The organism is Bacteroidota bacterium, from assembly GCA_016721765.1.
Classification (GTDB): domain Bacteria; phylum Bacteroidota; class Bacteroidia; order UBA4408; family UBA4408; genus UBA4408.
On sequence record JADKHO010000002.1, the window covers coordinates 254,437 to 273,582 of the forward strand.

Below are 19,146 nucleotides of genomic sequence, written 5' to 3' on the forward strand. Positions count from 1 at the left end.
GTATGAGAATTGAAAAAACACATTTAGTAAATTTCTTGAACTTTCTTCCTACAAAACAACTATCCTATCCAAGCCAATTCGGTTTGGTTAGGATGTTTTTTTTATACACTTGCCTGTTCACCTTGCTTTCGTGTAAGGATGAAAGTTTAACAGATGCAGATATTCAACCTGATGCGGATAAGTTAAATCTGTCCTACCTTACAAGTTCCGACATAAAATCTTACATTATGTTAGAGGATCCGGGAAGTTCGGATGAGACGGATTACAATATTCTAGGCTCCTATCAAGACCCGATTTTTGGAAAAACCGAAGCTTCCTTTGCCACTCAGTTTTATATGCAGGGTCCCAATCCAATTTTTAAAACAGGTGCCATAAATCCTAAAATTGATTCTATTGTGTTGTCCTTAGTTTATTATTCTGCTTATGGCGATGTAAGTAAATCTAATGGACTACAAAAAGTGAATGTGTATGAATTAACAAAAGATCTTTCTTTAAGTAAAGATTATTTTACGAATACCAATACCGATACCCTTTACAACGCAGCTCAACCAATTGGAACAAAAATTTTTCAACCCAAATTATCAACTTCGGTAAAAGTGGGAAGTGTTTTAGAGGCACCTCAATTGCGGATTAAATTAGATACAGCTGTATTTGGAAGAAAATTAATGGCTTTGGACGGCACAAATGCTCAAAATTTAGTTACGCAAGAACTCTTTATCAAGTATTTTAAAGGTTTATATGTAAAGAGTGACAATAGCTTTCAAGGGAACAACCAAGGAGCTATTTTATTTTTTGATTTATTAAATTCTTCATCGAAAATAACTGCCTATTATCATACTGATGAAGCCAAGAGTTTTAACTATGTGATTTCAAGCGCTTCAAATAATTTTGTAGAAAGTGCTCGCATCAATTTTGTAACACATAATTATACCACAGCGCCATTAATTCAAAATCAACTAAGCAATCCGACATTAGGGCAACAGCAAATTTTTGTTCAAGACCTTGCCGGAATAAAGTGTAAAATAGAGGTTCCAATCATTCAGCAATTGCTGGATTCAGCTCCCATTGGAATTAACCGAGCCGAATTAATTATTAAAATTGACGAACCTTTTATTGATAAATACGTACCAAACAATTCTTTATATTTGTTTGCAATGAATGACACCGGAAAGGCGGTTTTTATACCCGATTATGATGCAGGTAATGCTTATTACGGACAAGCTTATGATGCAACAAATAAACAGTACAAATTTAACCTATCACGTTATATGCAACTGGTTGCCTCTGGTAAAATAAGCGACCATGGGTTTTATTTAAAAACAATTGGCTTAAATAATGCAAATAGAAGTGTCTTAAAAGGTGGAAACAATATTCAATTCAATTTAACTTATACAAAAATTAAACTCTAAAATTATGTGTGGAATTGTAGCTTACATTGGTGACAAAAAAGCCTATCCAATAATCATGAAAGGTTTGCACCGCTTAGAATACCGGGGTTATGACAGCGCCGGGGTAGCGCTTTTAAATCACGATTTAAATGTGTATAAATGCAAAGGAAAAGTTTCTGATTTAGAAGTTTTTATTGATAAAAAATCAACTGATGGTAACATTGGAATTGGTCACACCCGTTGGGCTACTCATGGTGTACCTAATGATGCGAATGCGCATCCACATAGTTCTGAAAGTAAAAACCTGGTGATTATTCACAATGGTATTATCGAGAATTATGCCTCTTTAAAAGCGGAGTTAAAATCACGCGGACACAATTTCAACAGCGATACCGATACGGAAGTATTGATTCACTTAATCGAGGACATCATGATTAAGGAAAAAATTGATTTGGTGGAAGCCGTACGGTTGGCTTTAAATGAAGTTTCGGGTGCTTACGCCATTGTGGTGATGAGTAAAAATGAACCGGATTTACTGGTGGCTGCCAAAAAAGGAAGTCCATTGGTTATCGGTATCGGAAAAGGCGAGTTCTTCTTAGCATCAGATGCTACGCCAATTATTGAATACACAAAAAATGTGGTTTACTTAGAGGAAGAAGAAATTGCGGTATTGCGCCGTAACGAAGAAATTAAAATCATAAACATTAAAAACCAAAAGAAAACTCCTTACATACAAGAGTTGGAAATGCACTTGGAAGCCATTGAAAAAGGCGGTTACGAGCATTTTATGTTGAAAGAAATTTTTGAACAACCGCGTTCTATCAAAGACAGTATGCGTGGCCGTATTCGTACGGATGGCGGTACTTTGGTGCGCTTAGGCGGGATTGCCGAATACATGCAAAAAATCGTGAATGCCGACCGTATTATAATTATTGGTTGCGGTACATCTTGGCATGCCGGTATGGTGGGCGAATATTTAATTGAAGATTTAGCACGTATTCCGGTAGAAGTAGAATATGCTTCGGAATTCCGTTACCGCAATCCGATTATCAGTGAACGTGATGTAATTATTGCCATCTCTCAAAGTGGTGAAACTGCCGATACTTTGGCGGCTATTGAATTGGCAAAATCAAAAGGGGCTACCATTTTAGGTATTTGTAATGTGGCTGGTTCATCCATTGCGCGCGCATCACATGCCGGTTCATATACACATGCCGGTCCTGAAATTGGAGTGGCCTCTACAAAAGCATTTACTGCTCAGGTAACTGTGCTTACGCTGATGGCTTTAAACATTGCACAACGCAAAGGAACCATTACCAGCTCTCGTTTTAATCAATTGGTAACCGAATTGGCAAGTGTTCCTGATAAAGTGGAGAAAGTGCTGAAAAACAATGAGAAAATACTAGCATTGGCAGCTAAAATTAAGGATGCTAGCAACGCTTTGTATTTAGGTCGTGGAAACAGTTTCCCTGTTGCTTTGGAAGGTGCACTAAAACTAAAAGAAATTTCTTATATCCACGCCGAAGGTTATCCTGCTGCTGAAATGAAGCATGGTCCAATTGCATTAATTGACGAAGAAATGCCGGTTATTGTAATTGCCACTAAAGGTGCTTCTTACGAAAAAGTAGTAAGCAACATTCAGGAAGTAAAAGCCCGAAAAGGTAAAATCATTGCTGTTGTTACTGAAGGTGATGTGGTGGTGAAAGACCTTGCCGACTATGTAATTGAAGTGCCAGAAACAGATGATGTATTAGTTCCGCTAATCTCTGTAATTCCTTTACAATTACTATCTTATCATATAGCAGTAATGAGAGGATGTAATGTAGATCAACCACGTAACCTCGCAAAAAGTGTTACAGTCGAATAAGTAATAAATTCATTTTTGAACTTAAAAGGGGGACAGCAATTGTCCTCCTTTTTTTATTTTGTCTTTTATAAAAGAGGTAATAAAACCTACTTTAGATTAAGCAATATTCGTTACCGCGGAGTATGAAGAGGAAGCGTTAAGAACGCGGAGGTTTTAGTGCGAAGCATTTATATATTGCACTTTTGAGGAAGAAGCCATAAATTATTAGGAGCCAAATCTGCGAAAATCATAATCATCCGCGAAAATTAGCGTTCTATTTAATTCCATCCACGAAGAACTAATTTGAATTAAAATACGAACCCAATCCGCGAAAATCAGCATCATCAGTGTATTCAGCGTTCTATAAACTCCGCACGCGAACAATAAATTTATGATTTCTCTTTTTCTAAATCTTTTAATCGATTCAGAACATCCGGCAAGTTGCGGAAAACCACATAAGAGCGCTTGTAATCGCCGATGGCGAACGAAGGGGAGCCTTGCACTATTTCACCTTCCTTAGCAATACTTTGCCCTACACCGGATTGAGCAGCAATCTTCACTCCATTAGCAATGCTGATGTGACCCACAATTCCAACCTGTCCGCCAATCATACAATCCTTACCAATTTTAGTTGAACCCGCTACTCCAGTTTGAGCAGCAATCACTGTATTTTCTCCAATTTCCACATTGTGTGCAATTTGTATTAAATTATCCAGTTTTACTCCTTTGCGGATGATGGTAGAACCTAGGGTTGCTCTGTCGATGGTAGTATTGGAACCCACTTCTACTCTATCTTCAAGAATTACATTCCCGATTTGAGGTACTTTATTGTAATTGTTTTCGCTATTGGGTGCAAATCCAAAACCATCACCACCAATTACCACGCCGGAGTGCAACGTACAATGTGCACCAACGTTACAATCGCTATAAATTTTAACTCCTGCAAACAAGGTGGTATTATCTCCAATCACCACATTATCGCCCACAAAGCTGTGTGGATAAATTTTAACATTAGCGCCTATTTTTGCGTTGTTTCCGATATAGGCGAATGCTCCAACATACACTTCTGCGCCAAGCTTGGCACTTTCGGAAATAAAACTAGGTTGCTCAATTCCTGCTTTTTTGAGTTTTACTTGGTTGTAAAATTCGAGTAAAGCCGCAAAACTTTTATAAGCATCTTCTACTCGAATTAAAGTGGTGCTAATGGCTTGCTCTGCAACAAAGTCTTTGCTTACGATTACCGCCGTGGCTTCGGTGGTATAAATATATTGGGTGTATTTAGGGTTGGCTAAAAAGGAAAGAGTACCTGCCTTCCCCTCTTCAATCTTTGAAAGCGCGCTTACCTTGGCTTCGCTATTGCCCTCCACTACTCCACCGAGCTGGGCGGCTATTTGTGCTGCTGTGAATTCCATGATTCAAAAGTATTAAAAATTTGTGGAGCTCCTTTTCAATTTAATTTTGATAATTAACAGACTTTTAAACCAACTCCTTAGGATAACACAAAAAGAATTTCTCCACCGCTTTTGAAAGCACCGAAATATTTAGTTGATCAGCTGCATCCGCAATATCCACTGTTTTACCGTCTTTATACAAAATGCTAATGCGCTCGCTTGTTGGATTATAAGCCGAGTTCTTAATGCTATCGGAAAACACAAAATACTTTATATGGTCATCGCTCAAGTGGTATTTCGCTTTCGCTTTTTGCTTTAAATCCTCTATTTTTTGAGAGGAAAACTGCTCGTTTTGCAATTCAATTTTAAAGAGGTTGCGGTTCACGAGGCAGCGGCAAAGCACCGCTAAAATAGGGTCATCCGAATCTTTCCAAACTTTAATTGAAGTAAATATATCGTTGTCGTCAAGCTCTGCGAATGCATTTAAAATAGAGGCATTTGCAATGAAATCATTTTTTGTATAGTTATGTTTAAGAAATAATTTCAAAGCCGGGGTGGCAAACAAATCTTTTCCGGATGCACTTAACTCCTTTGCTCTTGATAAAATATTTACCAATAAATGCTCGGCCGATAAAACTGTTTTATGCAGATACACTTGCCAGTACATGAGCCTGCGGGCGATGATAAATTTTTCGATGCTGTAAATTCCTTTAGCTTCAATGGCAAGCGAATCGTTAGAAACGGCTAGCATCGCAATAATCCTATCCGAACTAATTATTCCTTCCGATACACCCGTAAAAAAACTATCGCGTTTCAAATAATCCAAGCGGTCCATATCCAGCTGACTGGAAACCAGCTGATGTAGAAATTTTTTGGAATACTCATTCCTGAAAATTTGAATGGCTAAGCTGAGTCTGCCGCCAAACTCCTCATTGAGTTTATCCATAAAGATTTCAGAAATTTGCTCATGGCTCACATCGTTTACCAAGCTCGATTCCAGTGCATGTGAAAAGGGACCGTGCCCTATATCGTGCAAAAGCACTGCAACTGTCACTCCTTCGGCTTCCTCGGCACTAACTTCAACCCCTTTCGAACGCAAAACATCAATGGCTTGGGTCATCAGGTACATGGCTCCCATAGCATGATGAAAGCGTGTATGCAAGGCTCCGGGATACACCAAAGCGGTTAATCCCAATTGTTTAATTCTGCGTAAGCGTTGAAAATAGGGATGCTCAATGAGATCGAAAATTATTTCGTTGGGCAATGTAATAAAACCGTAAATCGGATCGTTAAAGATTTTACGTTTGTTAACAGTGTTACTTTTCACGTGTAGTGTATTAATGACTATTTTCGGTGACGATATTGATTAGCTGATTAGCTGATATGCTGATATGCTGATTTGCTGATTTGCTGATTAGCTGATTTTTTGCTTGTTAGATTATAATTTAGGTTAATTAGTGGATTATGTTCTTTGCTTTTTTACAATTATGATTAATTAATTAAGTGATTATTGGGTGATATATAGACATCTAGCTTGCATACCAAAATGGCATTTTTTTAATTTGTTGAAAGTAAAATCAATAAATTAACTGATTCTAGAGAATCCCAAACATAAAAATAATTTAATTGTAAAACTCACTTTTGAATTTTCAATTAACATAATTAGTTTCACTGAACAATTAGAAAAATTAAAAAAGTATAATTTAAGTAATCAACTTTTTAGAAGTGGTACAAGTATCGGAGCGAATGTCAAAGAAGCGCAAAATGCGGAAAGTAAGGCTGATTTTATACATAAATTAAAAATAGCGGCTAAAGAGGCCGATGAAACTTAATATTGGCTTTTACTTTGCAACTATTCCACATCTTATCCCGAAACGAATGATCTTATGAAACAAATAACTAGCATTCTTAAGGTTTTAAATAAAATAATTGGTTCATCAAAAAAATAAAAATCTAAATTCAATTTCACCAGCTAATCAGCTAATGCGCTAATCAGCTAATCATAAATTCAATAAACAAAAGCAGTATGGCAAAAATAACGATTTTATGGGCGGACGACGAGATTGATTTATTAAAACCACATATTCTTTTTTTACGCGAAAAGGGCTATGAGCTAATAACTACCAACAATGGTGACGAAGCCATTGACATTATTAAGCAACAACATGTGGACCTCGTGCTACTGGACGAAAATATGCCCGGCATTTCAGGCATCGTAACGCTTGGTAAAATTAAAAACCTGAAAGCTGATTTACCGGTGGTAATGATTACCAAAAGTGAAGAAGAAAGCATTATGGAAGATGCTATTGGTTCCAAAATATCGGATTACTTAATTAAACCGGTGAACCCGAATCAGATATTATTGAGCATCAAAAAAAATCTTGACAACAAGCGTTTAATCAGCGAAAAAACAACTTCAGCATATCAGCAAGATTTCAGAAATATTGGTATCACACTTAGCGATAAATTAAATTTTGAGGAGTGGAAAGAAGTATATCAAAAACTAATTTTTTGGGAGCTGGAGCTCGAAAAATCGAAAGACAGTGGAATGGCCGAAGTGCTGCAAATGCAGAAAACAGAAGCCAATCAGCAGTTTTTTAAATTTGTGGAAAGTAATTATTTGGGCTGGTTAAATGCCGGAAAAGATAAGGCTCCGCTCCTTTCTCACACACTTTTTAAAAATAAAATTGCTCCACATCTTGACAAAGAATTGCCGGTGTTTATGATACTGATTGACAACTTGCGTTTTGATCAGTGGAAAATGATTCAGCATGTGTTTAATGAATATTTCCGGATTGATGAAGAAGAAATGTATTGCGGCATTTTACCCACCGCCACACAATATTCGCGCAATGCCATCTTCGCAGGATTAATGCCTTCTGAAATTGAAAAAAAATTCCCAAACATGTGGTTTAATGATGAAGATGAAGGCGGGAAAAATTTGCACGAGTCTGATTTTTTAGGTGAACAGCTGAAGCGATTAAATAAAAACGTGAAGTTTTCCTACACAAAAGTCACCAACCTGGCTGCCGGAAAGCGGATGGTAGAGAGTATTCCCAATATGATGACCAATAAATTAAACGTAATCGTTTATAATTTTGTCGACATGCTTTCACATGCACGGACCGAAATGGAAGTGATTCGCGAGTTGGCAAGCGATGAATCGGCGTATCGCTCCATCACGCAAAGTTGGTTTGAACATTCCCCATTGCTGGAAGCACTAAAATTAATTTCTGAAAAAAAATGCAAAGTGGTACTTACTACCGACCATGGAACTATTTTAGTTAAGGAACCAACAAAAATTGTTGGTGACCGGAATACCAATACTAACTTGCGTTACAAACAAGGTAAGAGTTTAGATTATGTGAAGAAAGATGTGTTTGAAGTGCGCAATCCTGCAGATGCATTCTTGCCTAAATTGCATGTAAGTTCGGCTTATGTATTTGCGAAGGAAGATAAATTTTTTGCTTATCCAAATAACTACAACCATTATGTGAGTTATTACCGCAACACCTTTCAACACGGGGGTGTTTCCTTAGAAGAGATGCTGATTCCTGTAATTACGATGACAAGTAAATAAGGATAATTAGCTTTGTTGAATCGATTTTAAATAGCGCGCCAGTTTTTTAAAAGCAATAGCGCGGTGAGAAATTTTATTTTTTTCGTCGGACGTCATTTGCGCAAAACTTTGTGTGAATCCCTTGGGAATAAAAACTGAATCGTATCCAAAACCATTGGTTCCGGTCCGTTCCAAAGCAATTGTTCCTTCCGCAATTCCTTCAAACAGAAATTCTTGCTTATCCAGAATAAGGGAGATAATGGTTTTAAAATGCGCATTTCTATTTTGAAAAGGCAGAAGATTTTTCAGCACTTTATCAATGTTTTTTTCGTTATCGCGCTCCTCCCCAGCATAGCGCGCCGATAACACACCAGGCGCTTTACTTAATGCTTCTATTTCCAAACCGGTATCGTCGGCAAAACAATTTAGTTTATAGCGCTCAAATACAAAATTTGCCTTTTGCGAGGCATTGCCTTCTATGGTGGATTGTGTTTCGGGAATATCATCGAAACAGCCAATATCATGGAGTGTTTTCAATTGAAAGCGCTCGCCAATTAACTGTTGAATTTCTCGAATTTTATGTGCGTTGTTGCTTGCAAAAACAAGTTGCATACCGAATCCCACTTATTAATTTTTAGTATTTCCTAATTTAATAAATCGCTTCACTTCCGATTTATCTTTATAAAAAACACGCACTGCATACACTCCACAGGGTAGAAAATTAGTTTTTAACACGGTTTGATTCAAGCCTTTGCTAAAATTTTGTTTTCCATTATCCAACACCACTTTACCTAAGCCATCATAAATTTTAATTTCAACTTGCCCATCAGCAGGTAATATAAACGGTACCATTAACTCTTCCACCACCGGATTGGGAAAAGGATTTGCGAAAATAAATGCATCGTCGATGAAAGAAATACACATTTCATTGTTCCAAGGAAAATAATCGTCTACACCGTTGGGTTTGATGGCTTCCACACATACAAAGTTAGATGCATTGCTGTCACTGATGCGATGTAAACCGATAAAATTGTAAGTAATAGATTCTTGAATTTCCAAGGTATCAGTTAAAATTTCTTTAGAGGGTGCTTGTCCGTTAATAAAATTATACAAATCCACTTTATAGATTTTTCGGGTTCCTTGATTCTGTATGTCCGCACTTACGTGGAGATAATTTTCTTCATCTAAGCTGGTTCGCACTGCCAAAACGGCTATATCAACAGAAGCTGTTTTTACAAAAAGTGAATGCACTGCATTTGCTGTGCAACCACTTGTATCGGTAACCGTTAGGCGAATCACAAAGGTACCGGTATCAGTAAAAATATGCGTTGGATTTTCGATTTGACTAAGTGCTGAGCCATCACCAAAATTCCAGCTAAAACCTATTACACCTTCGGTTGATGTATTGATAAAATCAATAGGTAAAGGTGGATCACCTACCGTTGCAGATTGGGAAAATGAGGCTATTGGAAGCGGACTAATTAATACTGTTTTTACAATTGTGTCGGCACAGCCTTGCAAGGTTCTAACAATTAGTCGAACGGTATGCGCGCCAATACTAGTAAATTTGTAGGTGGGGTTCTTAAGTGATGAAGTGCCTGCATTATCGAACTTCCAATTCCAACTGAAAAGAGAATCCACACCGAGGCTAGTGCTTTGCATACTTTTATCGGTAAATTCTGTAAATCCATTGAGGCAATTCTTGGTGTAAGAAAAGTTGGCCAGTGGCTTGGAAACTACTTGAACTACTTTAGCAATCGAATCTTTGCAGCCTTTGCTGTCAGTTATTTTATACGTTATCAAATGTGTTCCCACAGGGTTTAAAAAGGAATGCGTTACCGCAGATATTAAATTCGGAAACGACGATACTATTAATGGGCTATTGTCATTAAAATTCCAAGAATTGTTTAATACCGTTCGAGGAAAAGGTAAAAAGGAATTGTCTTGCATCGCAACCGGGTAGCCTTCACAGGTAACTGCACTACTAAAATTTGCCTGAGGTGCTTGAATCACTTGTATGGTTTTATTTATACTATCGCTGCATCCAAATACAGTTAAAACGGTTAACGAAACTTGATAAGTACCGGCTGCACTATACACATGCTTTGGATTTTTAAGGGAAGAGCTATTGTTAGTTCCACTTCCGGGATCACCAAAATCCCAGGTATAACTGAGCACCGGGCTGCCAAAAGTTTGACTGGTATTGGAAAAAAAAGTTTCATTGTTTTCGCATGCATTCAAATTTGTTTTCACAAAATTGGCAAGAGGAATTGGATTAATGTGCACTTCCTTAGTTAAAACAGCAGAACATCCGGCCACAGTAGTAATCTTTAATTTTGCTTGATACACGCCGGCTGCACTATACAAATGGGTAGGGTTTTGAGTACTATCTATATTGCTAACAGAAGTAGAATCATCAAAATTCCAAAGCCACGATACAATGGTATCTCCAGAAGGTGGAAAAGAAAAATCAGTAAAATGTGTTGGGTCGCCATAGCATACAAGCGAATCAAAAGTAAAAAGCGGACTAGGTGCTACACCATTAATCTCAACTATAATACTATCTCTTTTTGGGCAGCCTAAACTATCGATCAAATCTACCCAATAGGTATAAAATCCGGTAGGTTGATTTACTTGAATCGTGGGAAATTGCGAATTATTGTTCCAGGTGTAACTGCTTATACTATTCGGAAATTGCAAGGGCGCTAAAGAATTACCGGAGCAAAAAACGGTGTCACTCGGGTAACTTCTATACGTATTAAAGTTATCGTATTCAATTAAAATGGTATCCGTGTAAAACGAACAATTAAAAGCATCAGTAATTTTTGCAAAATGCGGACCGGGCTGTGAGATGATATAAAGCGAATCGGTCGAAAGATCTTGCCATTCAAAGGTATAATCAGCTTTACTCAAACCGGTATTCCAAGTAAATGTTGCACCTGCACATAAGATCGTATCGTTAATTTGAGCCACACTTGGATAACTTATCACGATGGTATCGCTAGACGGCACATCAAATGCATTTATCGTATTTACCCAATACGTGCCCGGCGCAGAAACCGTAATTGAATCAATTGAATCGCCGGTAGACCAGAGGTATTTTTTATACCCGGTACCTGCGTGAAGTGTTTGACTACAAAAGGAATTCAAATTTAAATCAGGACCTAAATTTACGTTTGCTTGGGAATAATGACCTAAAAGATAATTGTGAACACCGGCTAGTTCAGTAGGATTTAACTTTCGATTATAAATAATAAATTCAGCTATATAACCCTGTTTAGTAAAGTCGCCTGAGGGTGAAGCACCTATCCATTTGGAACCTGAGAAATTTGCACGAGGATAATTGTAGCCTAAATTTTGATTTATTGTATTAAAAAAAAATGTGGTGTTGGGTGTTGAAAGTGTATCGTATTGTTTTGTGTAAATGAAGTAGGCGGATGAATCTAAAGGAACTTTTACAGCTTGGCCAGATTCACCAATACCTTGAGCAACGGTAGAAAGGCAGTGATTGTTTGCAGCGTTAAAATCATAGAAATAGCAGGCGCCTTGCGTTGGATTTAGTTTTGCAACAAATAATATGGTATAATCATTCAGGTTATAAATTGGATTGGTGGTTAATGCTAAACGACAATCATTAAAATATACTGCAGATTTACCATTAATTGCAGAAACCGAACTTATAAATGGCAATGACGCGTTTGGAAATCCATGATTTAAATTTCCACTCACATCATCCCATTCAGTTACATTATTGCCAGACATCACCACTCCCGTATCGGCCCTGAGCCAAAGAACCAAACCTTGATAACTAATGGGAGTTTGCGCGAGCAAGATGCCGAACTGAATAAAGAAGAAACCGGCAAACAGAATGATTTTTGCTTTCACAAGTGGGATTTGCTTACAAATATAAATTATAAAGAGAGATATTTTTACTTGTTTCGATTTAATGCAGAAATTATCGGTTGATTATTTTGCATCGGAAGTTAATCTCTTGTTTTAAAAAAAATCTAATACAAAAAAAAGTTCATTTAAAACCCCTAATATTAGTTATTGAGTGCACTCAGAGGAAGCTGTACTTTTAGCCATTAATTAAATATTAACCCGAATATAATCTTCACTATCATTATGAAACTAATCAAATTTGTTCCATTCATTGTCGCCTTGATGTTGCTGGGCAATGTTAGTATGTCACAAGCATCTATTGGTGACACCAGTACAGTTTTTTCACATTGGAATTATACTGTTGTTACCGATCCAGGAGCAGGTAGTCATCCTTATCCCAGTTGGGCTGTTTTTGCCGATACCAGTGTAAAATACCGTAAAGTTATCTTACACATCAACTACAAATGCCCTCCCGGAATGGCTTGTGGCGAATGGGACTATTTGGACTATGTGTATTTGCGCAGAGTGGGTGGAGTAAATGCTCCTTCAAAAGATATTGAAATTGCTCGTTTTATTACTCCTTACGGGAATGGAATGACTTCAGCTTGGCATTCTGAATTTCACATGGATATAACTGACTACGCACTATTTTTGCATGATTCAGTTGAAGTGGAATACCGCCACGATGGCTATGAAACAACTGCAAAAGGTTGGTTGGTAAATATGTATTTCGAGTTTATTGAAGGTACACCGGTGATGGAACCAATAAAATTTACACAACTGTGGAATGGCAGCATGCCTTTCGGATATTCCGGTAATCCAATCGAAAATTACCTGCAACCGGATACCATTGTCGCAACCGGCAATACCAAGACCATGCGCATGCGTATATTACAATCGGGGCATGGCTCTGATAATAATGGCTGTTCAGAATTTTGCTCTAAAACACGCACACTCTATTTAAATGGAAACATTTTGGGTCAACGCAGTATTTGGCGCACCAATTGTGGACTAACCCCTATTTATCCCCAGGGTGGCACTTGGATTTATAGCCGCGGAAACTGGTGCCCGGGTTCTTGGGTTTTCCCCGATTTTTATGAGGCAACAGTTAACGGAGGTTCTTCTAATATTTTTGATATGAACATGCAAAGTTATACCAGCACCAACCCTTCCGCTCGCTACGCTGTAAATGCTCAATTAATTGAATATGGTCCTTCAACGCATGTTAATGATGCCTCCATTGAAGAAGTATATTCTCCAAATTCGATGTTTGAATACTCCCGTATGAACCCCATTTGTGACAATGCTAAAATTAATATTCGCAATAACGGAAGTGCTGCCATCACAAGCGCAACCATTAAATATGGAATTGAAGGAATGCCACAAAGCACTTACAATTGGGTAGGAAACCTTGCTAAAAATAAAGCTGTAGATGTTGTTTTGGGCGATGTACTTCCAACTTATCCAAGCTATCAAACATTTAAAGCTTATATTGCCACTGTAAATGGTGTTGCTGATGAATATAACTACGACGATACCGCCAAAACAATGGTCAACATCCCACCAATGTATGACTCAGTAATGATTTTTGTTTTCAAAACGAACAATCAACCTACCCAAAATAACTACACCTTAAAAAATACTGCAGGTACCACACTTTACTCAAGAACTACAGGCTTAACAGCGAATACAACTTATCGCGATACATTTAGACTTGCTCCAGGATGCTACCGCTTTACTTTTAATGATACCGGTAACGACGGTTTAAGCTGGTGGGCAAATACCGCAGGAGGTTCAGGAACGGCAAAATTTTCAAAGTTGACATCTCCTAATTTTAAAGTATTTAATCCCGATTTTGGTAGTCAAATTTTTCAAGCCTTTACTGTTGGAAGTAATCCACTTTCAATTCAGAAGAATGCAGCAAAAGAAGTTTCACTCGATATTTTTCCTAACCCTACTTTAGGCCCATTGAATATGGAAATTCAATTGCCAATTGCAGAGGATTTTAAATTAGAAGTGTATAATGGAATGGGACAAAAAATACTTGAAAAAAATTATGTAAAATCCGATTATCAAATGCTCGAATTTGATTTCAGTAAATTTGAATCAGGCATGTATTACGCTAAAATTACCTCCAATCACTATACTGCCACCAAAGAAATCGTGGTAAGCAAGTAATTTAAAATCTAACCCTAACCCAAGAGGCTGCCCGGTTAACCGGTGCGGCCTTTTTTATTTGTAACACACCACAAGTTTCTAAGTACCCTATCATTCAGAGTAAAGGCAAGTAAATATTTCTATTTTTGCAAGAACCAAAAAGCAATTATGAACCTGAATACTCTTTTCCGAAAAAAATCAGTTGAACAGATTTTACAAAAAGTTAAAGAGGAAGATGAAGCAAATGCACATGCAGGACTTGCAAAGCATTTGGGCGTAAAGGATTTAACCGCTTTTGGTATTGCTGCAATTATTGGCGCCGGTATTTTTAGCACCATTGGTCAAGCAAGTGCCGATGGCGGTCCAGGGGTTATATTTCTTTTTATTTTCACTGCAATCGCTTGTGGTTTTGCGGCATTTGCTTACGCGGAATTTGCTAGCATGGTGCCGGTTTCGGGCAGTGCATATACTTATTCTTATGTAGCTTTTGGAGAACTTACCGCTTGGATTATTGGTTGGGCTTTAATTATGGAATACGGAATTGGGAATATTACCGTGGCTATTTCATGGAGCGATTATTTTACCGGATTGCTTGCCAGTGGCGGAATTCATGTGCCGGCATGGATGACGATGGATTACCTAAGTGCTTCCAAGGGATATACGGCTGCAATGAAAGAGCTTTCAGATGGGGCAGCTTTGAACAGCCTATCACTTTCTTTGCAAGATGCTTATCAAGCTTGGCTAAGCGCTCCGACTATGGGTGGTTTTCATTTTGTGGCTGACATTCCGGCGCTCGGAATCATAATTTTTATTACTTGGTTGGTATATAAAGGAATTCGTGAATCACGCAATGCTGCCAACTTGATGGTAATTATTAAATTGGCTGTTGTACTTTTAATAATTGCAGTAGGCGTTTTTTATGTTGATACGAATAATTGGCATCCCTTCACTCCCAATGGTGTAAGTGGAATTCTAAAAGGTGTATCAGCAGTGTTTTTTGCTTATATAGGTTTTGATGCCATCAGCACCACCGCCGAAGAATGTGTGAACCCACAGCGCGATTTGCCCAAAGGCATGATGTGGGCAATTATTATTTGTACCGTTTTATATGTCGCCATCGCTTTAGTACTTACCGGGATGGTAAAATACAATGAATTGGCCGTGGGTGATCCATTGGCATTTGTGTTTCAAAAATTAAATTTAAAATGGTTGAGTGGAATTATTGCGGTGAGCGCAGTAGTTGCAATGGCAAGTGTATTGCTCGTATTTCAATTAGGTCAACCACGCATCTGGATGAGCATGAGCCGCGATGGTTTATTACCTAAAATTTTTTCACGCATACATCCCAAATTTAAAACTCCTTCCTTTGCTACTGTTGTAACCGGCTTTGTAGTTGCTGTACCTGCATTATTTTTGAATTTAACTATGGTAACGAATTTATGCAGTATTGGAACGCTTTTCGCATTTGTACTGGTATGTGCCGGTGTTTTAAAATTACAGAACGACCCAACAGCCCCACGTGGAAAATTTAAAACCCCCTATCTCAATTCAAAATACATTTCGGGTATTCTGTTTTTTCTTTGTTTAGTTTTATCATGGAACTATAATACCGATAATGTTAAAGATTTTTTAGCCGCCCGAAAAGTTAAATCTGCCGAAGAAATTCTTCCACTTTTAAGTTCTCAGGAAGTGCAACATTTGCAACAAAAAGCGCTCGCAACTTATGATGTAAAATTTGTGTGCAGTGCAAATCTAGATTCAGCTGCCGAAAATCTAAATGCCTTAAAACCAAATCAAACTAACGCAATTCTACGATTGGCATCACTTCCTTCCGAATCAATATACAGCAGTGGTTGGAATGTGTTTAAACACAACATTCCCATGTGGATTTTTATTTTTATTTCGATCTTGTTGGTGTATTGGAGCTTTATCAAAAACCTATCTTTAATACCGGTACTGGGCTTGACAAGTTGCTTATACATGATGGCCGAAATTGAATTAGAGAATTGGATAGGTTTCGCAATTTGGTTGTTAATTGGCTTAGTCATCTATTTTTCGTTCAGCTACAATAACAGCAACTTGAATACTCAAAAATCAAACTAACATTATGATTTTCGGAATTGGTACAGATATTATAGAAGTGGAGCGCGTACTTAAACTCATTGAAAAAGGAGAACTTGCGAAGCGAAGAGTTTTCAGCGAAAAGGAAATTGCCTATTGCGAAACCAAAAAAAACAAGGGTGAAAATTATGCTGCGCGTTATGCTGCAAAGGAAGCGTTTTTTAAGGCTTTTGGCACAGGATGGCGCGGCAAGATGTCGTTTAATGAAGTGGAGATTGTGAACAATCGTTTGGGTAAACCCGATATAAAATTATTAGGAGAAACGCTGCAAACCGTGAATAAAAAGAAAATTTCAAAAATTCATGTTTCGCTCACCCATTTAAAGGACATTGTGAACGCAGTAGTTATTTTAGAAAAAGATTAATTTCTTTTTCCTTTGGCAGCGAGAAGCGTATTCTGCAGCAACGATGCTATCGTCATGGGTCCTACTCCACCTGGAACCGGAGTAATGAAGGAGCACCTTGCTGCTACCTCATCAAACTTTACATCGCCCAAAATTTTATAACCTGATTTTGTTTCTTTCGCTTCTACTCGTGTAATACCCACATCGATTACAACAGCCCCAGGTTTCACATAATCAGCAGTTAAAAATTCAGCTTTACCTAAGGCAACAATTAAAATATCGGCCTGAGTGCATATTTCCTTCAAGTTTTTTGTTTTACTGTGTGTTAGTGTTACCGTACAATTGCCGGGATTTGTATTACGTGCCATCAATATACTCATGGGCGAACCCACTATATGACTGCGCCCGATTACCACACAATTTTTTCCTTCCGTTTCAATTTTATAGCGTCTCAAAAGTTCCATTATTCCGAATGGTGTGGCGGGAATATAGGTGGGTAAATTCAATACCATTTTACCAATATTGCTCGGATGAAATCCATCCACATCCTTTTCGGGGGAAATGGCTTCAATAATTTTGTGCTCGTTAATGTGTTTGGGCAAAGGCAACTGAACAATAAATCCATCTACCTTTGAATTGAGGTTTAGTTCAGTAATTTTATCCAGCAGTTCCTGTTCTGTTATCTCAAGCGGTAAGCGCAAAAGCGATGATTCAAAACCAATTTTCTCGCAAGTTTTAACTTTGCTGCCCACATACGTTTCGCTGGCTCCGTCGTTGCCAACAATAATCGCAGCGAGGTGTGGAATTTTTTCGCCACTTTCCTTCAAACGGCTTACTTCTATTTTAATTTCTTCCTGTATGGCAAGTGAAGTAGCCTTTCCGTCTAATAAAATCATATTTTTATAAATAAAAAAAGCCCTGCATAAACAGGGCTAATAAATTATCGTTTGGGCATTGGCATGTTTTGCATTTGTTTCATCATGCGCGCCATTTGTTCCTTATTACCCATCATTTTCATCATTTTGCTGGTATCTTCAAATTGTTTGATGAGTTTATTTACTTCCTGAATATTAGTGCCGCTACCGCTTGCGATGCGCTTCCTGCGGTTACCATTTAACACGGTAGGATTTTCTCTTTCAAATGGAGTCATGGAATGTATAATGGCCTCAATGCCTTTAAACGCGTTGTCATCTATGTCCATTCCTTTCATCGCCTTGCCAATTCCGGGAATCATACCAACCAAATCCTTTAAATTCCCCATCTTCTTAATCTGCTGAAGCTGACCTAAAAAGTCGTTAAAATTAAACTGATTTTGAGCTATTTTTTTACTCAGTTTACGTGCCTCCTCCTCGTTGTATTGTTCTTGGGCGCGCTCTACAAGGCTTACCACATCACCCATTCCGAGAATTCTATCGGCCATACGTTCCGGATAAAACACATCCAGAGCATCCATCTTTTCACCAGTACCCACAAACTTAATAGGCTTATCTACTGTGTAGCGGATAGACAACGCTGCCCCACCACGGGTATCTCCATCTAATTTGGTGAGCACTACCCCATCAAAATTTAATTTATCGTTAAATGCTTTTGCAGTATTCACTGCATCTTGACCGGTCATGGAATCCACCACAAATAAAATTTCGGATGGATTAATTGCTCTTTTTACTGCTTCAATTTCTTTCATCATCACCTCATCCACAGCCAATCGTCCGGCGGTATCGATGATCACCACATTGTGGTTATTGTCTTTTGCGAACTGCACCGCAGCTTTTGCAATGCTAACAGGATCCTTATTGTCAACATCAGCATACACCTTAATTTCCAATTGTTCGCCAAGCACTTGCAATTGATTAATTGCAGCGGGACGATACACGTCACAGGCAACAAGCAAAGGGTTTTTACCTTTTTTTGTTTTGAGATAATTGGCGAGCTTTCCGGAGAAGGTGGTTTTACCGGAACCTTGTAAGCCCGACATTAAAATAATAGCTGGTTGTCCTTTTAAATTGATGTCAGCTTTTTCGCCCCCCATAAGTGCGGTGAGTTCTTCATGCACTAATTTCACCATTAACTGACCCGGTGAAATAGAAGTTAGCACATTTTGTCCAAGTGCCTTTTCTTTAACAGTATCGGTGAATTGTTTTGCTATTTTAAAATTAACATCCGCATCCAGCAATGCTTTGCGGACTTCCTTCAAGGTTTCGGCAACATTTATTTCGGAAATACTTCCATGACCTTTCAGCACTTTAAAGGCCCGATCAAACTTTTCGCTTAAATTTTCAAACATGGAATGAGATTATTTTGGAAGGCGAATTTACAAAAATTAGAAGAGTGATTGGGATGTTTTTATTGGCTCCAAAAAATAATACCAGTAAGCAATTAATGGAACGCTAATCGGGTGGATTTTGCGGATTTCCACTGTTCAAGGAAGGTGTTAGCTTTTTTTCAATATTGGTAAAAAT

Annotated in this window: 12 protein-coding genes and 1 pseudogene; 7 read left to right on the forward strand and 6 right to left on the reverse strand. The window is 38.0% G+C overall.

Going from position 1 to position 19,146, the window contains the following annotated elements; all coding sequences use genetic code 11:
- Positions 1-2: 2 nt before the first annotated feature.
- Together IPP32_09550 and glmS are read left to right on the forward strand one after the other, a co-directional pair.
- Positions 3-1,409 (forward strand): DUF4270 domain-containing protein, encoded by a 1,407-nt coding sequence (locus tag IPP32_09550; GenBank protein MBL0048323.1) that lies wholly within the window; start codon positions 3-5, stop codon positions 1,407-1,409.
- A gap of 4 nt (positions 1,410-1,413) precedes the next feature.
- A complete protein-coding gene (gene glmS, locus IPP32_09555) occupies positions 1,414-3,255 on the forward strand; it encodes a glutamine--fructose-6-phosphate transaminase (isomerizing) (protein ID MBL0048324.1) in 1,842 nt (613 codons plus the stop codon).
- Between the two features lie 368 nt (positions 3,256-3,623).
- On the opposite strand, the gene lpxD is transcribed toward glmS, so the two are convergent.
- Both lpxD and IPP32_09565 read right to left on the reverse strand, forming a co-directional pair.
- On the reverse strand, positions 3,624-4,646 hold the full coding sequence (lpxD, locus tag IPP32_09560) for a UDP-3-O-(3-hydroxymyristoyl)glucosamine N-acyltransferase (protein MBL0048325.1): 1,023 nt from the start codon (positions 4,644-4,646) through the stop codon (positions 3,624-3,626).
- 64 nt (positions 4,647-4,710) lie between these two features.
- Positions 4,711-5,952: an HD domain-containing protein gene (locus IPP32_09565; protein MBL0048326.1), complete on the reverse strand. Its 1,242-nt coding sequence runs from the start codon at positions 5,950-5,952 to the stop codon at positions 4,711-4,713.
- A 265-nt stretch (positions 5,953-6,217) separates the two neighbouring features.
- Between IPP32_09565 and IPP32_09570 the strand changes: the two are divergent.
- Positions 6,218-6,574, forward strand: a pseudogene (locus IPP32_09570) (four helix bundle protein).
- Positions 6,575-6,651: 77 nt separating this feature from the next.
- Positions 6,652-8,205, forward strand: a complete 1,554-nt coding sequence (locus tag IPP32_09575) for a PglZ domain-containing protein (protein MBL0048327.1) — start codon at positions 6,652-6,654, stop codon at positions 8,203-8,205.
- Positions 8,206-8,211: 6 nt separating this feature from the next.
- On the opposite strand, the gene IPP32_09580 is transcribed toward IPP32_09575, so the two are convergent.
- Together IPP32_09580 and IPP32_09585 are read right to left on the reverse strand one after the other, a co-directional pair.
- Complete coding sequence (locus IPP32_09580) at positions 8,212-8,796, reverse strand: non-canonical purine NTP diphosphatase (protein ID MBL0048328.1); 585 nt, start codon at positions 8,794-8,796, stop codon at positions 8,212-8,214.
- Between the two features lie 15 nt (positions 8,797-8,811).
- Complete coding sequence (locus IPP32_09585) at positions 8,812-12,069, reverse strand: PKD domain-containing protein (protein MBL0048329.1); 3,258 nt, start codon at positions 12,067-12,069, stop codon at positions 8,812-8,814.
- Between the two features lie 240 nt (positions 12,070-12,309).
- Here IPP32_09585 and IPP32_09590 point away from each other — a divergent pair, with 240 nt between their 5' ends.
- The 3 genes from IPP32_09590 (at position 12,310) to acpS (ending at position 16,708) form a co-directional block, all read left to right on the forward strand.
- Positions 12,310-14,244, forward strand: a complete 1,935-nt coding sequence (locus IPP32_09590; GenBank protein ID MBL0048330.1) for a T9SS type A sorting domain-containing protein — start codon at positions 12,310-12,312, stop codon at positions 14,242-14,244.
- 147 nt (positions 14,245-14,391) lie between these two features.
- A complete protein-coding gene (locus tag IPP32_09595) occupies positions 14,392-16,326 on the forward strand; it encodes an amino acid permease (GenBank protein ID MBL0048331.1) in 1,935 nt (644 codons plus the stop codon).
- Between the two features lie 4 nt (positions 16,327-16,330).
- The gene (acpS, locus tag IPP32_09600; protein ID MBL0048332.1) at positions 16,331-16,708 is read left to right on the forward strand and encodes a holo-ACP synthase; all 378 of its coding nucleotides are present in this window, start codon (positions 16,331-16,333) and stop codon (positions 16,706-16,708) included.
- Here acpS and IPP32_09605 read toward each other — a convergent pair.
- Both IPP32_09605 and ffh read right to left on the reverse strand, forming a co-directional pair.
- Positions 16,705-17,583, reverse strand: a complete 879-nt coding sequence (locus IPP32_09605) for a bifunctional 5,10-methylene-tetrahydrofolate dehydrogenase/5,10-methylene-tetrahydrofolate cyclohydrolase (GenBank protein MBL0048333.1) — start codon at positions 17,581-17,583, stop codon at positions 16,705-16,707. The two genes, acpS and IPP32_09605, sit on opposite strands and share 4 nt — an antisense overlap.
- Positions 17,584-17,627: 44 nt before the next feature.
- Positions 17,628-18,971 (reverse strand): signal recognition particle protein, encoded by a 1,344-nt coding sequence (gene ffh / locus IPP32_09610; GenBank protein MBL0048334.1) that lies wholly within the window; start codon positions 18,969-18,971, stop codon positions 17,628-17,630.
- Positions 18,972-19,146: the final 175 nt, after the last annotated feature.